This window comes from Paraburkholderia unamae (assembly GCF_003268775.1).
Classification (GTDB): Bacteria; Pseudomonadota; Gammaproteobacteria; order Burkholderiales; family Burkholderiaceae; genus Paraburkholderia; species Paraburkholderia unamae.
The window spans coordinates 271125-290150 of the sequence record NZ_QLSU01000003.1 but is presented as its reverse complement, the minus strand read 5'-3'; the positions used below and the strand labels follow the sequence as shown (position 1 = coordinate 290150).

The window sequence follows — 19026 nt, the reverse complement described above, 5'->3', positions numbered from 1 at the left end:
CAGCTTGGTGACTGCGACCAGAAGACGATGCTCAAGCAGATCGAGCTCTGGGGCGACAAGATCATCCCGGCAGTGCGCAAGGAACTGGCGCGCAACGAAGCGGCAGTGTTCGCTTGATCAATCAGTAAGCAAGAAATACGGAGACCTGTCATGCGTCTACATTTGACGAATAGTGGTGCGATTACTCTGATTGCGCCGTCGCACTTCAAACAATTCGAGCTTTTGGTAGACGAGCAGTGTGGCTCCTCGTTGGATGCAGCGATTGCGCGAATCGGTGAACGTGCCGATGAAGAGCATGTGTGGGTGAATCCGCAGGTTATTCGATTCCTGTCCGGTAAGGCCGGGGACGCCGAATGGGAATCCGGCTTTGGCGCTATGGTGGGTTTCGCCAGGAAGTTCAACTGGGTCAACGAAGAAGGCCTGATTCGGGCTCACATTGTGCGCAATGAGAGCCCGGCCGGTAGTTCTGTCGACGATTTCAAGGCGGCCATGCGCATGCTCCCGGCGGGCGTGTCCGCGATCACGACGGGAGATATCGCCAATCCGAACGGTATGGTGGTATCGAGCCTGACGGCGATTTCGGCTGAACCGCCGTTGGTCGGCTTCTTCGTGCACCGCGATTCATCCATGCTCGAGCCGCTGAAAACCAATGGCAAGTTCGTGGCCAACATCCTGGGCCAGGCGCACCACGACGTGGTGACGAAGTTCCTGAAGGAACCGCAGGGCTGCTCCCGTTTTGCTAACGGACAATGGGGTTCGGGTCTGGACGGCCTTCCGGTCCTGGTTGACGCGTTGGCCAATGTTGAGTGTGACATCATCCACACGACGGCTTTGGGCACACATGAGATGTTCGTGGGCAAGATCCGCAAGACGACCACCGACGATGCAGGATCGCCGATGGTGAACTTCAACGCGGGGATTCGCGGTCTGATGCAGTAATCGGAGGTCCAGATGGTCACGCAAGACAGGAATTTCAATGCGGCCCAGCAAGGGGCGAACGCAATCACCGAAGGTTTCCGGCACGCGGTCGTCTCTGCGTTCGCGAGCCCCAGAGATTACGGGTTCGAGTTGTCCAGCCATTTCGGTGACGGTGCTGTGGAACTGGTGAATTTCCGGGTGCAAGGAAAGGCCTGATTCCCGAACCATCGTTCCTCTTCAAGCCCTCCTGGACGCAAATCCAGGAGGGCTTTTTCATCACGAGTCTATCCACCTGACCCTCATCTCGTGGCTTGTCCGGGAATGTCAAATCAATTGCGTGCGGCCCGTCGTGGAATGTCAAAAAGAACATCGCTTTTCCACGTTGGAACCGGGTCTGAATCGTTACGACAAGAAGGGAAGTCTGACTATGACTATTGCGAGTCCGAAGGACGAAATCCGGCGCCTCGCGTGCAGCGGCGAAAAATATACGGTCTTCTGGGGAACCATACCCGTTGTGTGGCGGAAATTCGGTTCGGGCTCACCGCTGGTGCTCATTCACGGCGGGTATGGAAACTGGCTGCACTGGGTCAGGAATATCGAACCTCTCTCGTGGAAGCACACTGTCTGGGTACCGGATCTTCCTTCGATGGGCGAATCAGGCACCATGGTCGAGAATGAAGATCCGATGGCCGCATTGAAGGACATGGCAGCAGTGCTAGTCGCCACGTTTTCCCAATTGGTTGATCCGGAGACGGAAATTGATATCGCGGGCTTTTCGTTGGGCGGCGTTATCACTGCCTTGTTTGCACAGCAGTGGACCACGATTCGACGGATGGCTCTTCTCGGGACCAGCGGCCACGGTCAGGGGCGCCGCCAGACGAAAGACATGATTTCCTGGCGCAAGCTCGACGGCCGGGCGCAGCAAGACGCATTCCGGCATAACCTCATGTCGTTGATGCTTCAACGCGCCGCCTGCGCCGATGACCTGGCGCTCGAAGTTTATGAAGCGACCTGCCGCGAGTGCCGCTTTCGTGGCGGGAAGTTTACGCGCCAAAGTATCATACGGGATATGCTGGAGACGTTCAGGAGTCCAATTCTATTCATCTGGGGTGAGGGCGATGTAACCGCGAATTACCCGGCCAAGGTCGCAGACTGGCTTTCACGAGGTCGTCGCGGGCGCAAGTGGGCGGTTCTTCCCGGCGGACACTGGATTCAATATGAGAACGCCGATACGGTGAACCAGATGCTTCTCTGCTGGTTCAGTGATTTCGCCAGCCCTTGTGCTTCCGTCAATGTCGACGGAGCCGGGGAAAGCGGTAGCGGCGAGGGCGACGAACAATGAAAACCCAGCCTTAAGCCGGGTTTGCCACTCGTGGTTCACTTCTTGCCGAAGCCTGCAATAATCGCTTTCGATTCAGCGGAATCGAGCAGCGTTTCGAACTCGTACAGTTCAGATCTGAACAACGCGTTCATGCCTTCGAAGGCATGGCTCTTGAGCAGCGCCTTGGTTTTGGCAACCGAGGCTTTGGGCATCGTTGCCAATTTCTCTGCGCGCTCGCGCGCATAGGAGAAAAGCTGTTCCGTCGGGAGCACGCGGTTGACGAGGCCGGTGCGCAGCGCATGCTCGGCGTCGAATGTTTCGGCAAACAACATCGCTTCGGCGGCCAACCGGTAGCCAGCGGTCATCGGTGCCAGTCGGCTGGACCCGAATTCCGGGCTCACACCGATTTTGGTGAACGGCATGCCGAATTTCGCATTGGCCGCCGCGTACACGACGTCGCAGTGATACAGGAGAGTCGTACCGATACCCATCGCCGGGCCCGCTACAGCGGCGATCAGGGGTTTCGTCAGGGCATTGACCGTATCCATGAAGATCAACACCGGGCGATAACCTTCATGGGTTGCGGATTCGGACTTCAGGTCTTTTCCAGCCGTAAATATATCGGCTTGGCCACGAATGAGAAGCACTCGGACTTCAGGATCGTTCTCGGCTTGGGTAAACGCTTCGCTCAGCCTGGCATAGGCATTGTCGTCCAGGGCGTTCTTGCGCTCGCGTCGATTGATTTCGATTTCGGCAACACCATTGGAAACGGAATAGAGAACGGGAAGTTGCACTGCCTGGCTCCTTGTAGCTTTAAAAATATGCCTGGTCGATATAATTTCGACTGGGGTTTTGATGTTCAGGTTGATATTTTACGGGCTACGAAGCAGTTTCGATATAGGCGTGGACTTGAGATGTCCGAACGCCGTTGCCGAAAGTTGGGGAGTGTCAGTGGCGAGGCGGGGGGGCGAAACGGCATGGGAAGACAGCAAAGAACATTGCCGACGTTCTTTGCTGTCTGAACTTATTGTTGTCTGATGGCGTTACGGATTGACGATGGTGATGGTGCTTCTGATGTTGCAACGCTGGCTCCATTCGGCCTGGCCTCCACCGTTGGCCTGCACGGCTTGCTTGCAGGCCGATCGTCGTTGCGCTTCGAGAACATCGTCGGGGTACAGGATATTGGTGGTGATCTCGGGGCGATACCCGACAGCCTTTAGATCAATCACCTGCTGCCGGACTTCGGCGCGGGTCAGAGGTTGGGGGCCGTCCAGGTAGTTGGGCGACGATTGCGCAAAGGCTGCGGAGCTAGCGAACAGCACACCTAGGCCAGCGATCTTGATGCCGCGTTGCAGATTCATATTCCCTCCGTCGACGTGGGTAATGGTTGACAACGGGACTGCCGAAGGCCAAGGAAGTATAGACCCCTATTCCAAATGAGCAAGTTTGGGGGCGCGGTGCGATGCGTCAAGGCCCCCAATGCATGATGCGGCGGCCAATCCGTTGCGGCTTCACCTTGTGTGTCCTTGCGGACGTTGAAGGAGCGCGGCGTGCTGCAATAGCATAATCGTCTTGCCATCCACGATCTCGCCACGCTCGATCATGGCGAGCGCTTCGTTCAACGGCACCTCGACCACGTCCAGGTCCTCGCCTTCTTCCGCCACGCCGCCGCCCGCGCCGGGGCGCTCGGCCGGATCGTATTCGCCCATGTAGAAGTAAAGCTTCTCCGTCACCGAACCGGGGCTCATGTATGCCTCGAACACCTTGCGCAGATTCCTCACACGGTAGCCCGTTTCCTCCTCGACCTCGGCGCGGATGCGCTCGTCCGGCGCGGCGTCGTCGAGCAGGCCGGCGGGCGCCTCGATCATCATGCCGTCATGTCCGTTCACGAACGTCGGCATGCGGAATTGCCGCGTGAGCACGACGTTGCCGCTCTTCGGATCGCGCAGCAGGATGGTCGCGCCGTTGCCGCGGTCGTAGGTTTCGCGGCTCTGGCGCTGCCATGTGCCGTTGCTGCGCAGGAAGTCGAAGGTCACTTTTCTCAGCACGTACCAGTCGTCGGACAGCACGGTGGTTTCGATCATCTTCACGCGGTCTTGGGTTGCAATCATGTATTCCTCCTTGGTCAGCTTTCCCTGTTCATGGTATCGTGCAGATTCGTGCAAAATCAAGAAAATTCGTGCAATAGCCATGCTCACAGATCAAAGAAAGAAAGCGATACTCGAAGCGCTCCGGCGCGAGGGTCAGGTGCTCGCGGGCGAATTGAGCGCGAGGTTCGGCGTTTCCGAGGACACGGTGCGGCGCGACCTGCGCGAACTGGCCGCCGAAGGGCTGCTACAGCGTGTGCATGGCGGCGCGCTGCCGGCTTCGCCGGCCGTGGCGCCCATTGCGCAGCGCCGCGGCATGGAGGTGGCGGCGAAGCGCCGCATCGCTCAAAAGGCGGCGGCCATGATCGCGCCGGGGCAGGTCGCGATCGTCGACGGCGGGACGACTTCGGCGCTGCTCGTGGAGAGTCTGCCCGCCGACCTCCAGGCGACTATCGTCACGCATAGCCCAGGCGTTGCGGTGGCGCTCGCGGAGCATCCGTGCATCGAGGTCGTGCTGATCGGTGGGAAGCTCTACAAGCATTCAGTGGTGACGGTGGGCGCGGCGGCCGTGGAGGCCATCTCGCACATTCGCGCGGACCTGTATTTCATGGGCGTAACCGGCGTGCATGCGGAGGCCGGACTGAGCACCGGCGACTTCGAGGAGTCGTACGTCAAGCGCGCACTCGCCGCGCGCGCGGCGGAAACGGTCGTGCTTGCCTCGGCCGCCAAGCTCAATGCCGCTTCGTCATATTGCATCGGGCCCGTCGGCATGGCGCAGACGATCGTGGTCGAGCGTACGGCAGATGCGAAGCTGATCGAGCCGATCGAAGCGGCGGGGGTGACGGTGGTGCGCGCTTGAAGCGGCAACTACGCCATATCAGCGACATCGGATGTGGTGCGCGATGAATGGGATTGCGCAGGTTGCGCCAGCCATTCGATCAGCATGTCCAGCACGGCGGCGCTCGTGAAGATCCCGAAGTGGTTCGTGTCGGGGAGAACTTTGAAGAGGCTCGCAGGAGATTCCCGAGCGAACAGCGTTTGCAGGCGTTCGGCATCGACGGCCTCGTCATGTTCGCCGATAAGGACGATCGCTTTGTCTGCCAGTTTGCGCAAATCGGCAACGTACCGCTGACGAGGGTGATAAGACGTCGTGAGGCGGTATGAATAGGAGAGCGTCTCGGTGCCGTCCCAGAATCGCGCGGGCTTGTTGAAGTCGATGACGGGAAGCGCATTGAATCCGCGAATGCCGAATGCATTCAGGATGACGAGGCCGATCAGGCGCCGCATATGAAGTTGCGCCCAACCTCCGGACGACCCTGTCCTGAGGGTCGGCGAAGCGGGAATGACGGGGCTCGACGCCAGGAACCGCGAAACGAGGTGGCCGTGCGCTCCGCCCGCAAAACGAACCACGAATCCGCCGCCGCTGGAGTGGCCGCCGAGGACGATCGGTCCACGGCGGTTCTGCCGGCGCAGTTCGGCGATCAGGTCGGCAATGTCGTCCTCGAACTGGCCGATGTACTCGACATCGCCCCGATGGCGGCCGGACTGGTAGTGCCCCCGGAGATTCGGCAGGATGACTTTCGCCGCGCCGGATGCGCTCACCGCGCGGGCCAGCGCATGGTAGGAGCGCCCGTGATAGGACGATCCGTGTATGAAGATCAAAATCTGATCGGCTGACGAATCGTAGAAGCGATAGGCGAGTGGCTCGCCGTCCCGCGCGGGGTATCGCAGGAGCGGCGGCAATTCGGCATCGGGCGGCACTTGCAGCGTCGCAAATCCGAATACGTCTTCGTCCACCGGCGCGCTGCGCGGCGTGCTCGCCACCATCGCAATGGCGGCGAGAATAATCAGGATAACTATTGAAACAAGAATCCCTGCTCCAGACAATAGTGTCACAAGCGTCTCCAGCGTTCAGTTCAGTTGAGCCATTGCGGAAGCAGGGATTCGCCGCGGCCTGCGCGGTCCGTCAGCCGTTCCCCGTCACGCCAATGGAATGTAGATGTCGGTCTGCCATTGCTCCTGCGGCGTCTCAGGAGAGATGCTCAGGTAGTGGAAAAACAGCGGGTGATCCCTCAGTTCTTCGCCGCTGCCGGGAAGCCAGTCGCGATAGATCGGGTAGATCGTCTCGCCGACATGGTCGGTCGATCCTGTATGGCGGACCACCGCGCAGCGGCCGCCGGGAATGACGAGTTCGTGCACGTTCCACGCATTGGGCCTGACCGGCTCGTCGATCTCGCCGCAAATGTCGAAGCGGAATTCGTCGCCTGGCGTCGTGTCGGGATTGCTGCGCGGGATGCCGAAGGTCCGGCTCGCGGGCAGCGGCGACTGCCCGCTTTGTTTGCGCCAATCGATAAATTTGCGCACGCTTTCATTGATGAGCCCGATCGGCCCGTGATGGCCGAGTGCGGCGACCCGGGTTTCGACGAAATCGACAATTTGTACCTGCATGTTCATTTTCCTTGAAAGATAAGGGACGACAAAAGTCGCACCCCAGACCTGCCAGTTCGGTTGCTGCCGGAATGCGCTGGGCGTCATGCCGAACGAGCGCTTGAACGCGCGACTGAACGCTTCGGGGCTGTCGAAGCCCGCATCGAACGCGGCGTCGAGCACCGGGTAGGCTTCGTGTGAAGCCAAACGGTGCGCGGCGCGACGTAAGCGCATGAGTTGCACGTAGCGCGCGACCGGCACCCCCACATACGCCGCGAACTGCCGGTGAAAATGGAACTTCGAGAAATGCGCGATCCGGCTGAGCGCATCCACCGACAGGTCGCCCTCGAGGTTCACGTCGATGTAGGCAAGAATGGCGTCGAAGCGCTTCGTGTAGGCGGTTGCGGCGTCAGCATGAACTAGCATGGTTTCGGTCTGGGTTTGGGTCGTGCGATCTGCAATATGGTGGCTGACGGTGCGAACCTGCGCCTAGCCGATCTTGCTCGATCAGGGTTCATGCATTGTCAACGATTCAAGCGGGCGCGTTTCGAGCGGCCGTTCACTGGCAGGCGCGCCTCGTCCGCAAACTCGTCTGCAAACATCCATCCAGGTAATCCGTCCGTGCCCTAAAGACCTGGCGTGAACCGGCCGTTATCGCAGTCATGGAGTGAAGTCCCTTCACCAGCCAGGGTCGCCCATGAGCCAAACGCCGAACTCTCTGCCGCATTCCGAATTCGATACGAGCGTCCTGCCGCGCGCCCAGCAGTTTTCCGCGTGGCGCGAGGCGGTCGGCGTCATTTTCGACACGCAAACCGCCGAATCGCGCGACGCGGGGTTCGGCACCCGCGTGAGCGGTTACCTGTTTGGCGACGTGGTGCTGGGCTCGATACGCACGGGCGCGCAGCGCTACGATCGCTCGAACGCGAAGATCGGGCGCGACGGCCACGACCAGTATGTCCTTCAGTTCTACCTGGGCGGCAACTGCCGTGTGCGCGACGGCAGCGGCTCGCAAGCGTGCACGCAGCCGGGCGACCTGTTCATCGTGGATGCGGCCCAGCCCCTCGCAACCGAGGCCACGCGCAGCGAATTCCTCAACCTCGCCGTGCCGCGGCGGCTTCTCGCGCCGCTGCTGAGCGCGCCCGACCAGCAGAGCATGCGCGTGCTGCGCGGCACCGACCCCACGGTCGCGCTGCTTCGCGAGCATCTGGGCGCGCTGTACCGGCATGCGCCCGACATGACGTTGGCAAACGCCCAGGCTGTCATGCCCGCCACGCTCCAGCTCGCCGCTTCCGCGCTCAACGCGAGCGTGAGCCCGGAACATATGCCGGCCGTGCAGCAGTGCGTGTTCGTGTCGATTTGCCGTCACGTGGAAAAGCGCCTTACCGATCCGCATTTGAACGCGGAGCAGGTTGCCCAGACCTTCGGCATGTCGCGCGCCACGCTGTACCGGCTGTTCGAGCCGGAGGGCGGCTTCGCGACGTATGTGCGCGAGCGCCGTTTGCGCCGCTGCCGCGAATGGCTAGCCGACCCAGCGCGCCGCGCCTTGCCGATCGCCGACATCGCCGCCGCTCACGGTTTTGCCGACGCCGCCAACTTCACGCGTGCGTTTCGCCGCTCGATCGGCCTGTCGCCGCGCGCCGTGCGCATGCTCGCGCTCAGCGGCGAGGCGGGGCAATCGGAAAGCGCGGTTGCGCAGGACTGGCGCTTCTGGATGGCCTTGATGCGTTGAGCATGTTTTCGCGGTTCCTGTGCTGTGGGCATTTCGCACGTGAGACAGAAATACAAGTATTTGAGACGCACGGACAGATTTCGCCGCGAGTCCGCTCGCATGCATTGCCCCGTGTGCCGCCACCTGCAAAGATGCTGGCGCCTGCGAGATCCAGGCAGACGGGGGAATCATGAAAAAGAACTTGAGAAAGCCGCGCCAAAGCGGTTTGTACCATCACGAGGCGGCCTATTCGGTCGACCTCGCGCGCGGCGCGTCGCACATCGCGAGCATGCTCTCGGCGGCGACGCAGGTGGCTGCCGTGTACGAAGTGATGCAGGAGTTCGTTGCGACGCACGGACAGGTTGACCAGGAGGCGTTTGGCTGGCTGCTCGCCGAGCGGCTGGAGCGGCGCGGCTGCGCCGTTGCAGCGCACAAGGCCCGCGACCTGGGCGTGGCCTGCCTCGCGCACGAACTCGTTGGCGTGGGATGAGCAGGGCGCCGTGATTGGCGGACGTAAGGTCGGGCTAAAGTATTCGTAATGGCTGACGATAAAGTAGTAGGCCGCGCCGACACCACGGCGCGCCCGCGCTCACTCGCGAACAACAAGAACGCATCGGGCCATGACCACGCTATCGTCTCTGAACGTTGCCACGAATCTCGCGGCGGACCTTACGCTTGCGGATTCCGTGAATCCCTCTGTGGCGGCCGACGCCACGAATCTCTCGCGCGAAGCGGCGCTTTCCGCTACGGCTTCGCCTTCGAGTATCGTCACGATTCCATCGGGTATCGGCATATCGGTGCTCGAAACCTATACGCCAGAAGGCGTCCTGAGCGGCGCCACGCCCACCGTAAGCTGGGCCAGCGACAGCAACGACGCCGTCACGCTGCGCATGAAAGGCGATTACGCCGCGCAGACCATGGCCGGCCACTTCGCCGGGCTCGGCAGCGCGCTGCTCGATCGCTTCAAGACCACGGGCAGCGACTACGCGCAGTCGGTCAGCGTCACGTCCGCGAGCGGCGTTGGCGGCCTGACGCAATCGTCGTCGGGACCGGCCGGGAAAATCGGCTTGACGGTTCGCACGGCGAGCGGCACGACGGTGGAAATCGCGCTGGAGAGCGAGGATGGTGGGCTCTCGGTCAGCATCAAGAGCAGTGCCGCGCTCAGCGAGAGCGAGCGCAACGCGCTCGCCAAACTCTCCGACGGCTTCCAGCAGGCCATCGACGGTCTGGGCGCCGTGCCGCCCAAACTCGATTTGAGCGGCCTCACGCAGTTCGACACCTCGGCGCTTGCCTCCGTGAACTTCCAGTACAGCGTCACGGGTGACGGCGACGCCAGCATTTCGGCGAGCTATGCGCAGGACAGCGCGTCGCGAAGCCTGAGCGTCACGAGCGCCGCGGGCACGATGAGCATGAAGGTCGACACGAGCAACTCGGCGCTCTGGGGCACGGGCGCGCAGCGCGCGGCTTCCGTGGCGAGCTATCTTCAGCAGTTCGATCAGGCCAATTCGCGCGGGCACGGCAATGCGGCGCTGATGTCGATGTTCGAGGACGGCTTCTCGCAGATGAACGACGACTACGGCACGGCTTCGGGGCAGAGCTTGCCCGGCACGGCCTACGCGCCCTGGCTCCAGCAGTCGGATGCGGCGCTGCTCACGGGGCTCGGCGACTTCAGTGCATCGATTACCGATGCATCGACTTCACCCAACCCGATGCGCCCGGGCGAAGTCGATTCGTTCTCCTACCAGGTATCGCAAACCACGCAGCTCGCCGGTACGGACCAGGAAGGCACGATTTCGCAGCGTCAGCAGTCGCATTTGAGCGCGAGCTACCACCAGGCGCTCTCCGGCGGCGGCAAGCCGGTGCTTACGGATTCGACGGCGTCGCAGAACTACGATTACATGCGTATCGACGATTCGGCCCAAAGCACGGTGCAATTGGCGACGCAGCGCGGCGTGCTGCTCAACGCCACGCTGAATCAGTCGTCGGAGCAGAAGACTCGCGATTCGAAGTACGAACGCGGCGAACTTGTTTCCGACGTGACCACGCCAAAAACCGCATCGCGCTCGGTGGATCTGCGCGCGTTGCTCGAACCGCTGATCGACAATGGCGACGCCGCGCGCGACACCGCCGAATGGCAACAGAAGCTCACGAGCGTTCACGCGATGATCCTGTTGAACGCGTCGAGCTGAAGCGGCGCGTACTCGTGACGTCAGCCGCTGCCGCCATTTCCACCATTCACATTACGGCGCGAGCCTGAACGCGCCCACGGCATCACGCAACGCGTCGGCTTGTTCGCTCAACGCCATGGCCGCGGCGGCGGCTTCCTCCACGAGCGCGGCGTTCTGCTGCGAGACCTGATCCATCTGCGAAACGGCGAGGTTGACCTGCTCGATGCCGTCGCGCTGCTCCTCGGAGGCGTTCGCGATCTCGCGGACGATGGTCGTCACGCGCGCGATCGACTCGCCGATCTCGGCCATCGTGTCGCCCGCCGAGCGCACATACTGCGAGCCCGAGGCCACGTGTCCCACGGATTCGCCGATCAGCGTCTTGATCTCCTTGGCGGCCGCCGCCGAACGCTGCGCGAGCGAGCGCACCTCGCTCGCCACCACGGCGAAGCCGCGACCCTGCTCGCCCGCGCGCGCGGCCTCGACCGCGGCGTTGAGCGCGAGAATATTGGTCTGGAAGGCAATGCCTTCGATGATGCCCGTGATATCGGCAATCTTCTGCGAGCTGCCGTCGATATGATCCATCGTCTGCACGGCGTGGTTCACCACCTGTGCGCCGCGATCGGCGACTTCCTGCGCGCTGTTGGCGAGCGTTTGCGCCGTGCGCGCGTTCTCGGCATTCTGCTTGACCGTGGCGGTGAGCTGCTCCATGCTCGCGGCCGTTTCCTCGAGCGACGCGGCCTGTTCTTCGGTGCGCTGCGAAAGGTCGTCGTTGCCGGCGGCGATCTGCCTCGTCGCCGTGGAAATCGACTCCGAGCTATGGCTGACCTTGCGCACCGTGTGCGCGAGCGAGTCCTGCATGCCTTTCAGGCCCGCCACGAGGCGGCCCATTTCGTCGCTCGATCGTGCTTCGAGCGGCGCGCTCAGGTCGCCGCCCGCAATGCGCTGCAAGGCCTGCTGAACGTTGTCGAGCGGCGCGGCAATCGCGCGGTGCAGGCCCACGGCGCACACGCCCGCCACGGCGAGCCCGAGCACGATAAGCGCGATGCTGCCCGCGCGCTGCCATTCGTAGCGATCCTGCGCGCGCTCGAAGGCCTGCTGGCCGTGCGCCTTCTGCCACGCTTCGAGCGCAGCGGAAGCCTTGGTCAGCGCGACCGAAAGCGGCGGAATGCGCTTCATGGCGATGTCGTCCTCGGCCTCGCGGTCGTTGCGCTTGACGGCGGCCATCAGCGGCGCGATGCCTTGCTCCAGCATGCCGGAAAGGGCGGCCTGAACGCCGTCGGCAAGCGCCTGTTCCTCAGGCGCGTGCGGCAGTGCGCGGTAGCCATCCCACGCCTTGCTGGAGGTGTCGAGATAAGTTTGCGCCTTGTCCAGCAACTGCGGCGTGTCCGGCGCATCGGGGTGCAGCAGAATGCGGTCGAGCGTCGTGCGCGCGATGGTGAGGTTCAGGTTCGTCTTGCCGATGCCGATGGCGGCGGCAAGCTGGTTCGAATACGCATAGCCGAGCGCCGTGTTGGTGCGTGCCATGCCCGCCAGGCCGGCAACGCCCGCCGCCACGATCAGCAAGGCCAGCACGCCGACCGCGATGCGCAGGCGCGCAGAGATAGAAAGTCGTGCAAACACGAAGATGGCTCCAGAAACGCCAGGGGCAACATTGCGGAAAAAACAGGGGAGGCTTTGCGTGCGCGCATGGCGGCAAAGCACTGAACTCGTTTACGGCGCGTGGCGGGCGAACTGAAGGGGAAGATGTTCGCGCAATCGTGGTTTTCCCCGTGAGCGCGGCGGACTACTGCGCGAATATGACGGCGCGATGAATGTCGCGTATGTTGATCGCATCAATGAACGCGTGATAATGATTCGGAAACCTGATTAATCGAGCGTTTGTCGATTGACTCCCTGCGGTTCTTGAGCGCTCGTTCGCGGGCAGCGCCATCAGCGCGCGACGGATTTGAAAACGCGGTTCTTGTCGAGCGTTGCCGCGTCGGGCGTTTTGGCGCCTTCCTCGGCGTTGGCGGCGGCGCCCGTGTCTTCGAGCGCGGGCCCCGTGTAGCGGCCGCGCGGGCGGATAACCTTGCCTACCCGGAGTTGCTCGATGCAGTGCGCGAGCAGCCCCACGCTGCGCGCGGTGACGAAGAGGGCGAACGAGGCGTCGCGCGGCAGTTTCAGTTGCGCGGCGAGCGTGGCGAGCGCGACGTCGATATTGGGCTTCAGACCGGTGAGCGCCACGACCTTTTCGATGAACGAGGCGAGTTCGGCGGGCGGATCGAGCACGTCCAGCAAGGCGTCGGCGCGTGGATCGCCATCGGGGTAGAGATGGTGCCCGAATCCGGGGATGGGAATGGCCGACTGCAAATGATGCGCGACCACGTGTTGTGCGCCGAGCCGCCCCACGTCGTCGAATACGGCCCGCACGCGGCCCGATGCGTCGCCGTGGAGCGGGCCGGAGAGCGTGGAGAGGCCCGTGAGCAGGCAGCCCGGCAACGACGCGCCGGTGGAGGCCGTAATGCGCGCGGCGAATGCCGAACTCGTGATCTCGTGATCGGCCACGAGCACGATGGCGCGGCGAATCAATTCGGCGCCCGCGTGGTCCTGGCCCCAGCCGCGCGCGAGCCGTTCGTGCACGGGCTGCGGGGTGGATGGCGCGCGCTCGTCGCAGCGCGCGCCGAACGCATGCGCGATGACGGCCACGAGCCGGCCGGCCTCGACATGCAGCGCCTGGTCGGTGCGCCCCATCGTGGAGTGGCCATTGGCCGCAATCGCCGCGAGCGACATGAACGCGCATTGGCGGCCGCGCGCCTCGCCCTGCAACGGGATGTCCGCGGCTTCGAAGCTCACGTCCGCGCGCGCGTTCCAGAGCAGGGTGGCCACATCTTCGAGCGTGGCCGTTTGCGCCATGCGGATGCTGTCCCGGCCCCGGTAATAGGGGCGGCCCTTCGAGAACGTGGTGATGCTGCTGTAGATGCAGGGCTCCGCGCCGAAGATCGTGCCCGCGGCGAGCGCCTCGCGCTTGCGGCCCACCTGCTTCTTGCGGCACAGGCTGGCGACGTCTTCGGCGCGGTACAGGCTCTTGCGCGGGTCGTGCGGATCGGGCATGACCGCGATATTGCCGCGGCTTGCATACGCATAGACGGTCTGCGCCTGCACGCCGAGTTGTCGGGCGGCTTCAGTCAGGGTGATCCAGTTTGGCATGGCGGGGCAGGCGAGGCGATACGGAACTCAGCGTCAATATTGACGCCTTTTCAACGAAATGTCATCTCGGCGGGCCGCCGTTCGAGCACTTCGATGAGGATGTCGCCGGGTGCGCGCACGAAGCAGGCCCGCACGCCCGCGCGAATCGGCTTCACCGCTTCGACGATTTCCGCCTCGCAGCGCGTGAGGTGGGCAAAGGCCGCGTCGAGGTCGTCCACGAGCACGCCGAAATGATCGATGCCCTGCGCGCGGCCGTCGCGCGATTGCGGCGTGGTGAGCGCATCGGGTTCGTCACGCACATCAGGCAGTTGCGTGATGAAGAGATTGACTTCGCCGATGCGCAAATCCACGCGGCCCGGCCTGCGCACGATTTCGGCGTTCAGACAGCGCGCGAACCAGGCGGCGGTGGCTTCGGCGTTGGCCGAGCAGAGCTGGAGATGGTCCCACTTGAATTCGATCATGCTTGTTTCACCACGTATGGGCAGGGGTCAGAGTTCGATGCGCGAGAGCTTGCCGAGCAGCAGCGAATACGAGAGCGCGCCGAGCAGGCACATCGCGCCCATGAGGTTCAGCGCCCAGTAGAAGTGGCCGGTGTGCTGCGTGATATAGCCGATCATGAGCGGCGTGGTCACGCCCGCGATATTCGCCGCGAGGCTCGTGATGCTGCTCGTGAGGCCCACGTACTGCCGGGGCGCGATTTCGGACACGGCGGCCCACGACATGGAGCCGATGCCCTGCGCGAAGAACGCCACGGTGAGAATGGCGATCACGACTTCATTCGATTCGACGAAATTCACGAGCACGATGGAGGCGCCGAGCAAGGTGCCGATGATGAGCGGCGCCTTGCGCGCGGCCGAGATCGACACGCCGCGGCGAATGAAGAAGTCCGAAAGAAAGACCGCGCTGAGAATGCCCACCGTCGCGCCGATAAACGGCATGGCCTGGAAAATACCCACCTTGATCATCGACATGTGGCGCGCTTCGATCAGATAGGTCATGAACCAGGTGGTGAAGAACACGAGCAGCGTGTTGTTGCAGAACTTGCCGAGGCAGATGGCGAGGATCTGGCGATAGCTGAGCAGCTTGAGCGCCATGCGCCAGTCGAATTTTTCACGCGGCTTGCGCGCCGACGCCGCAACGCCTTCGTTGATGTGCTTGAGTTCGGCGGCGTTCACGGAGCGGTGCTGATGCGGGTCGCGATACACGCGATACCAGATCATGCTGAAGAGAATGCCGAAGCCGCCCGTCACGAAGAACACCGTGCGCCAGCCATAGGCGCTGGAGATCCACAACAGGAGGCCGGTGAACAAGGGCGTGCCGATGTATTGCCCCATCACGTAGACGCTCGTCGCGAAGCCGCGCTCCTGCGCCGGGAACCACAGCGTCACGGCGCGCGTGTTCGACGGAAACGCGGGCGCTTCGAGCGCGCCCATGGTGAGCCGCGAGCCGAGCAGCATGTGATAGCCGCTCGCGAGCCCCTGCGTGAGCGTGGCGATCGACCAGCCGACGAGCGAGAGCGCATAGGCGAGGCGCGAGCCGAGCACGTCGGTGAGGATGCCGCCGGGCAACAGCGCAATCGAATAGGCGAGGCCGAACGCCGCGAACAGTTCGCCCATCTGCATCTTGTTGAGCGCGAGGTCTTTCGAGAGTCCAGGCGCGACGATGCCCAGCGCCGAGCGATCGACGAAGTTGAGCACGGTCGCCACGAGCAGCATGCCGAGCACGACGTACCGTACGCGGGTGCGTTTGGCGCTTTCGGCATAGGCCGGGGCTTGCGCAGGCAAAGCTTGTTCCTCTACGGCTTTCATCGGTGTCTCCATGTCTGTTGCCTGTTTTTTTATTGGCGGCGTTCTGCGGGGCTGCGTTGTGCTTGCGTACGCTACCCGCGCCCAACGAACGGCATGGCGCTCGCCATGATCGTCATGTTGAGCACGTTGGCGTCGAGCGGCAGGCCCGCGATGTGCGCGACCGCATTGGCCACGTGCGAGACGTCCATGCGCGGCTCGGGCGCCATGCGTCCGTCGGCCTGCAACACGCCCTGGTTCATGCGTTCGGTAATCGACGTGGCCGCGTTGCCGATGTCGATCTGGCTGCATGCGATGTTGTGTGCGCGGCCGTCTAGCGCGATCGATTTCGTGATGCCCGTGACGGCGTGCTTGGTCGCCGAATAGGCGATCGTGTGCGGGCGCGGCGAGTGTGCCGAGATCGAGCCGTTGTTGATGATGCGCCCGCCTTGCGGCGACTGCGCCTTCATCAGACGATACGCGGCGCGCGCGCACAGAAACACGCCGGTCAGGTTGGTCGCGACCACGTCGTTCCAGAAGTCCACTTCGTAGTCCTCCAGCGGCACGGCCCCGGCGTTGCGGCCCGCGTTGTTGAACAGCACGTCGAGCCGGCCGAAGGTGTGCGCGATCTGCGAGAACGCGTGGTCGACCGACGCGGCGTCGCCCACGTCCGCGGGGAACGCCTGAGCTTCGCCACCGGCGCTGCGGATAATCTCCTGCGTTTCGAGCAGCGGTTCGATCCTGCGCCCGATGAGCGCGAGCGCGAACCCGGCTTGGGCGAGCGCGACGGCGGCGGCGCGGCCGATGCCGGAGCCGGCGCCCGTCACAGCGGCGATTTTTTTCGTTGCAGGCATATCCCGTTCTCCCGTTCTTTTCGCAATGGCATTGAACACGGGAAAAAGAATTGCATTCGTGTAAGGCGGGCAGCAATCTTGATTCGTTGAATCAATATCCGAGGCCTTGATGGCCGGGCGTCGCATCAGGGTTTTCCTGATCCGGCCGTCGCGCGCAGCGAGGCGGGTCAAGGCGGGTAAAGGCTCGCGACGGCGCTCGCGCGCAACGCACCCGCTCTCGCGCGCACGCGAAATGCATTACGGGGACACACCATTCGCCAGAGGTTGATTCGGCGAATCAATATTGACCGGCCGGCGGGCGCTTTCGTAGTCTCTCGACGTCTGTCGATACCCAAAGGAAAAAACCATGCCGGAAAACAATCGCACCAGGCTCCTGATCGCGCGGAAGGTGCCCGCTGCCGTGGCGAAGCGCGCCGAGACCGAATTCCACGCGTTCGTGACCGACGCCGACATGGACTCGCAGTCCGTGGTCGAGTTCTGCAAGCGGCACGACGTGCCCGCGGTGCTCATCGGCAAGAAGTCGGGCTTGCAGGCGGAGCACATCGCGGCGCTGCCTGCGTCGGTCAAGATCATCGCGAATGCGAGCGCGGGCGTCGATCACATGGACGTGGCCTTCGCGAAGGCGCGTGGCATCGTCGTCACGAACGCGCCCGACGCGCTGACCGAATGCACCGCCGACTTTTCCATGCTGCTTGTGCTGGCCGCTTGCCGCCGTGCGTCGGAGTACGAGCGGATCATGCGCCAGGGCTGGGGTAAATCGTTCGGCATGACCGAAATGCTCGGCATGCGCGTGAACGGCAAGACGCTCGGCATTGTCGGGTTTGGGCGCATCGGCCGCGCGGTGGCGAGGCGTGCGCAGGGCTTCGGCATGCGCGTGATCTACACCGACATTCAGCGCGCCGCGCCCGAGGTGGAGAACGGCGCGACGTTTTACGCGAGCTTCGAGGACATGCTGCCGCATTGCCAGGTGCTCACGTTGCACGTGCCGGGCGGCGGCGTGCCGCTGATGACGAAAAAGGAGTTTGGACTCCTGCCGAAGGGCGCCGTGTTCGTGAACGCCGCGCGCGGCGGTCTCGTGGACGAAGACGCGCTATACGAATCCTTGACCTCGGGGCATCTGTTCGGCGCCGGGCTCGACGTGTACCGCAACGAGCCCAATGTCGACCCGCGTTTCGCGGGCCTCGACAACGTCTTCCTCACGCCGCACATGGCGAGCGCCACGGTGGAAACCCGCGACCAGATGGGCTTTACGGCGCTGGATAACGTTGCGGCGGTGCTCGATGGCCGGCCCGCGCTGAACCGGGTTTGACGGCTGCGGGTTTGACGGCGGCCTTCAGCTTCGGCCCGAATGGCCGAAGCGCTTGATCATGAGCACGCACAGCGTCGGCAGATGAACGACGCCCATGCCGCCCGCGATCACCACCCAGGGTGGCGCGATCGTCCCCGAGAGCATCGCGCCGATCACGCCGAAGCAAAGACCGGCCAGCAACAGGATGGTGTGGGCGAGGAGGCGCTTCGGGCCGGGGACGGTGAAGCGCGGAATATTCGCGTGCACATAAACCACGATCAGCAGGGCGACGGTGGCGACGGCGGGATACAGCATGTTCGAGTCCTCAAATCCTCCAGAGTCTTCGACTGTAGTGGAGGAACGCTTCGGCGTCGATGCCCGCGCGCGGTTTGTGCGTTGTTTGCGCGTTGTTTCTGCGGTGTCCCGGCCCGAGCGTCAGCGCGCGAGGCTCAGCACCACACCACGTTGTCGTACGCGACCGTGCGTCGATAAACGTTTTTGCCGCGCCAGCTGGAAAACTCCATATACGCGCATTCCAGCACCAGAATCCAGTTCGTGACTCGCATTGCCATCCCCGCTTGTTCGTTCGACTGCGAGACCAGTCTACGGCGCGGGGAGCGCCGCCAATGCCGCGAGCAGGGCGCGATTAAGCGTCCAGTTCGCGGCTTCGGCGGCGGTGGCGCAATCGGGCCGAATCGGGTGCACTCGGGCACGGACAAAGCCCCTCAACCCCGCTCGTCACGCGGCGGCGTAACCGGCTCGACCGTGGCCCAGTACGGCTCGGCGCCGTAGTACGCGTGCAGCGTGCTGCCCCACGTGGCGTCGGCCATGGCGGGCCAGCTGTCCTTGTCGAAGCCCGGCGCTTCCTTCACGCGCTCCGACGACACATTGAGCAGAAAGCACTTGCGGCTCGTGTCGAGCATGAGCGCGCTCCAGGGAATGGCGAGCAGCTTGTCGCCGATGCCGAGAAACCCGCCGCTCGACATCACCGCATAGGCCACGCGCCCGCTTTGCACGTCGAGCATGATCTCCTTGATCTTGCCGACTTCCGCGCCGTCGGAGCTGAGTACGCGGTCACTGTCGAGCGTGCTGGCCGCCATGACGTCGGGGCCTGGCCCCGCGGCGCTCACGCGGCCCTTGCCGACGATGCGCGCGCCGTGGCCCGTTGGCATGGGGGGAGGAGGGAAGGTGGGCATGATGGTCTCCTTCATGGAGCGAACTACGTTGCGAACCAGGTTGAGTCGGCCGGACTCCCGACGATTCCCGTGTCAGGCGGCAGGCGATG

General features: G+C 63.4%; 20 protein-coding genes. 8 read left to right on the top strand and 12 right to left on the bottom strand.

What is annotated here, in order from left to right; genetic code table 11:
* Positions 1–150: 150 nt before the first annotated feature.
* The 3 genes from C7401_RS06480 to C7401_RS06470 all read left to right on the top strand — a co-directional run bounded on the left by C7401_RS06480 (position 151) and on the right by C7401_RS06470 (position 2260).
* A complete protein-coding gene (locus C7401_RS06480; protein WP_112170526.1) occupies positions 151–939 on the top strand; it encodes a flavin reductase family protein in 789 nt (262 codons plus the stop codon).
* A 12-nt stretch (positions 940–951) separates the two neighbouring features.
* Positions 952–1134, top strand: a complete 183-nt coding sequence (locus tag C7401_RS06475) for a hypothetical protein (RefSeq protein ID WP_112170525.1) — start codon at positions 952–954, stop codon at positions 1132–1134.
* 211 nt (positions 1135–1345) lie between these two features.
* Complete coding sequence (locus tag C7401_RS06470) at positions 1346–2260, top strand: alpha/beta fold hydrolase (protein ID WP_112170524.1); 915 nt, start codon at positions 1346–1348, stop codon at positions 2258–2260.
* 35 nt (positions 2261–2295) lie between these two features.
* On the opposite strand, the gene C7401_RS06465 is transcribed toward C7401_RS06470, so the two are convergent.
* The 3 genes from C7401_RS06465 to C7401_RS06455 form a co-directional block, all read right to left on the bottom strand.
* Positions 2296–3033, bottom strand: coding sequence for an enoyl-CoA hydratase-related protein (locus C7401_RS06465; RefSeq protein WP_181565505.1), 738 nt, complete (start codon positions 3031–3033; stop codon positions 2296–2298).
* A gap of 249 nt (positions 3034–3282) precedes the next feature.
* Positions 3283–3600 carry a DUF4148 domain-containing protein gene (locus C7401_RS06460; RefSeq protein ID WP_112170522.1) on the bottom strand — a complete coding sequence of 106 codons (318 nt, stop codon included), beginning with the start codon at positions 3598–3600 and terminating at the stop codon, positions 3283–3285.
* A gap of 150 nt (positions 3601–3750) precedes the next feature.
* Positions 3751–4350 carry an NUDIX domain-containing protein gene (locus C7401_RS06455; protein ID WP_112170521.1) on the bottom strand — a complete coding sequence of 200 codons (600 nt, stop codon included), beginning with the start codon at positions 4348–4350 and terminating at the stop codon, positions 3751–3753.
* 79 nt (positions 4351–4429) lie between these two features.
* Here C7401_RS06455 and C7401_RS06450 point away from each other — a divergent pair, with 79 nt between their 5' ends.
* Positions 4430–5185 carry a DeoR/GlpR family DNA-binding transcription regulator gene (locus tag C7401_RS06450; RefSeq protein ID WP_112170520.1) on the top strand — a complete coding sequence of 252 codons (756 nt, stop codon included), beginning with the start codon at positions 4430–4432 and terminating at the stop codon, positions 5183–5185.
* Between the two features lie 8 nt (positions 5186–5193).
* Here C7401_RS06450 and C7401_RS06445 read toward each other — a convergent pair whose 3' ends face one another.
* Both C7401_RS06445 and C7401_RS06440 read right to left on the bottom strand, forming a co-directional pair.
* Positions 5194–6222 carry an alpha/beta hydrolase gene (locus C7401_RS06445; protein ID WP_146757887.1) on the bottom strand — a complete coding sequence of 343 codons (1029 nt, stop codon included), beginning with the start codon at positions 6220–6222 and terminating at the stop codon, positions 5194–5196.
* Positions 6223–6306: 84 nt separating this feature from the next.
* Positions 6307–7179: an AraC family transcriptional regulator gene (locus tag C7401_RS06440; protein WP_112170518.1), complete on the bottom strand. Its 873-nt coding sequence runs from the start codon at positions 7177–7179 to the stop codon at positions 6307–6309.
* Between the two features lie 271 nt (positions 7180–7450).
* Between C7401_RS06440 and C7401_RS06435 the strand changes: the two genes are divergently transcribed.
* The 3 genes from C7401_RS06435 (at position 7451) to C7401_RS06425 (ending at position 10650) form a co-directional block, all read left to right on the top strand.
* On the top strand, positions 7451–8482 hold the full coding sequence (locus C7401_RS06435) for a helix-turn-helix domain-containing protein (protein ID WP_112170517.1): 1032 nt from the start codon (positions 7451–7453) through the stop codon (positions 8480–8482).
* Positions 8483–8651: 169 nt separating this feature from the next.
* Positions 8652–8951 (top strand): hypothetical protein, encoded by a 300-nt coding sequence (locus C7401_RS06430; protein WP_112170516.1) that lies wholly within the window; start codon positions 8652–8654, stop codon positions 8949–8951.
* 130 nt (positions 8952–9081) lie between these two features.
* Positions 9082–10650, top strand: coding sequence for a hypothetical protein (locus tag C7401_RS06425; protein ID WP_112170515.1), 1569 nt, complete (start codon positions 9082–9084; stop codon positions 10648–10650).
* A gap of 51 nt (positions 10651–10701) precedes the next feature.
* Here the strand turns inward: C7401_RS06425 and C7401_RS06420 are convergent, their stop codons facing one another.
* From C7401_RS06420 to C7401_RS06400, 5 genes are all read right to left on the bottom strand, one after another.
* Positions 10702–12249 (bottom strand): methyl-accepting chemotaxis protein, encoded by a 1548-nt coding sequence (locus tag C7401_RS06420; protein WP_112170514.1) that lies wholly within the window; start codon positions 12247–12249, stop codon positions 10702–10704.
* A 309-nt stretch (positions 12250–12558) separates the two neighbouring features.
* Complete coding sequence (locus C7401_RS06415) at positions 12559–13815, bottom strand: citrate synthase (RefSeq protein WP_112170513.1); 1257 nt, start codon at positions 13813–13815, stop codon at positions 12559–12561.
* 50 nt (positions 13816–13865) lie between these two features.
* Positions 13866–14276, bottom strand: coding sequence for a VOC family protein (locus C7401_RS06410; protein ID WP_112170512.1), 411 nt, complete (start codon positions 14274–14276; stop codon positions 13866–13868).
* 27 nt (positions 14277–14303) lie between these two features.
* Positions 14304–15623, bottom strand: coding sequence for an MFS transporter (locus C7401_RS06405; protein WP_112170511.1), 1320 nt, complete (start codon positions 15621–15623; stop codon positions 14304–14306).
* Between the two features lie 71 nt (positions 15624–15694).
* Entirely contained in the window at positions 15695–16453 is a 759-nt protein-coding gene (locus tag C7401_RS06400) for an SDR family oxidoreductase (protein ID WP_112170715.1), read from the bottom strand.
* 346 nt (positions 16454–16799) lie between these two features.
* On the opposite strand from C7401_RS06400, the gene C7401_RS06395 reads away from it, so the two are divergent.
* Positions 16800–17762, top strand: a complete 963-nt coding sequence (locus C7401_RS06395) for a 2-hydroxyacid dehydrogenase (RefSeq protein WP_112170510.1) — start codon at positions 16800–16802, stop codon at positions 17760–17762.
* A gap of 24 nt (positions 17763–17786) precedes the next feature.
* On the opposite strand, the gene C7401_RS06390 is transcribed toward C7401_RS06395, so the two are convergent.
* On the bottom strand, positions 17787–18056 hold the full coding sequence (locus C7401_RS06390; RefSeq protein WP_112170509.1) for a hypothetical protein: 270 nt from the start codon (positions 18054–18056) through the stop codon (positions 17787–17789).
* 410 nt (positions 18057–18466) lie between these two features.
* Positions 18467–18937: a PRC-barrel domain-containing protein gene (locus C7401_RS06385; protein WP_373864423.1), complete on the bottom strand. Its 471-nt coding sequence runs from the start codon at positions 18935–18937 to the stop codon at positions 18467–18469.
* Positions 18938–19026: the final 89 nt, after the last annotated feature.

What these genes read in the sequence shown, in the direction of transcription:
- C7401_RS06480 (WP_112170526.1), top strand. Translation starts at nt 151, where the DNA reads ATGCGTCTACATTTGACGAATAGTGGTGCGATTACTCTGATTGCGCCG.
- C7401_RS06475 (WP_112170525.1), top strand. Translation starts at nt 952, where the DNA reads ATGGTCACGCAAGACAGGAATTTCAATGCGGCCCAGCAAGGGGCGAAC.
- C7401_RS06470 (WP_112170524.1), top strand. Translation starts at nt 1,346, where the DNA reads ATGACTATTGCGAGTCCGAAGGACGAAATCCGGCGCCTCGCGTGCAGC.
- C7401_RS06460 (WP_112170522.1), bottom strand. Translation starts at nt 3,600, where the DNA reads ATGAATCTGCAACGCGGCATCAAGATCGCTGGCCTAGGTGTGCTGTTC.
- C7401_RS06455 (WP_112170521.1), bottom strand. Translation starts at nt 4,350, where the DNA reads ATGATTGCAACCCAAGACCGCGTGAAGATGATCGAAACCACCGTGCTG.
- C7401_RS06450 (WP_112170520.1), top strand. Translation starts at nt 4,430, where the DNA reads ATGCTCACAGATCAAAGAAAGAAAGCGATACTCGAAGCGCTCCGGCGC.
- C7401_RS06440 (WP_112170518.1), bottom strand. Translation starts at nt 7,179, where the DNA reads ATGCTAGTTCATGCTGACGCCGCAACCGCCTACACGAAGCGCTTCGAC.
- C7401_RS06435 (WP_112170517.1), top strand. Translation starts at nt 7,451, where the DNA reads ATGAGCCAAACGCCGAACTCTCTGCCGCATTCCGAATTCGATACGAGC.
- C7401_RS06430 (WP_112170516.1), top strand. Translation starts at nt 8,652, where the DNA reads ATGAAAAAGAACTTGAGAAAGCCGCGCCAAAGCGGTTTGTACCATCAC.
- C7401_RS06425 (WP_112170515.1), top strand. Translation starts at nt 9,082, where the DNA reads ATGACCACGCTATCGTCTCTGAACGTTGCCACGAATCTCGCGGCGGAC.
- C7401_RS06415 (WP_112170513.1), bottom strand. Translation starts at nt 13,815, where the DNA reads ATGCCAAACTGGATCACCCTGACTGAAGCCGCCCGACAACTCGGCGTG.
- C7401_RS06410 (WP_112170512.1), bottom strand. Translation starts at nt 14,276, where the DNA reads ATGATCGAATTCAAGTGGGACCATCTCCAGCTCTGCTCGGCCAACGCC.
- C7401_RS06405 (WP_112170511.1), bottom strand. Translation starts at nt 15,623, where the DNA reads ATGAAAGCCGTAGAGGAACAAGCTTTGCCTGCGCAAGCCCCGGCCTAT.
- C7401_RS06400 (WP_112170715.1), bottom strand. Translation starts at nt 16,453, where the DNA reads ATGCCTGCAACGAAAAAAATCGCCGCTGTGACGGGCGCCGGCTCCGGC.
- C7401_RS06395 (WP_112170510.1), top strand. Translation starts at nt 16,800, where the DNA reads ATGCCGGAAAACAATCGCACCAGGCTCCTGATCGCGCGGAAGGTGCCC.
- C7401_RS06390 (WP_112170509.1), bottom strand. Translation starts at nt 18,056, where the DNA reads ATGCTGTATCCCGCCGTCGCCACCGTCGCCCTGCTGATCGTGGTTTAT.
- C7401_RS06385 (WP_373864423.1), bottom strand. Translation starts at nt 18,937, where the DNA reads ATGCCCACCTTCCCTCCTCCCCCCATGCCAACGGGCCACGGCGCGCGC.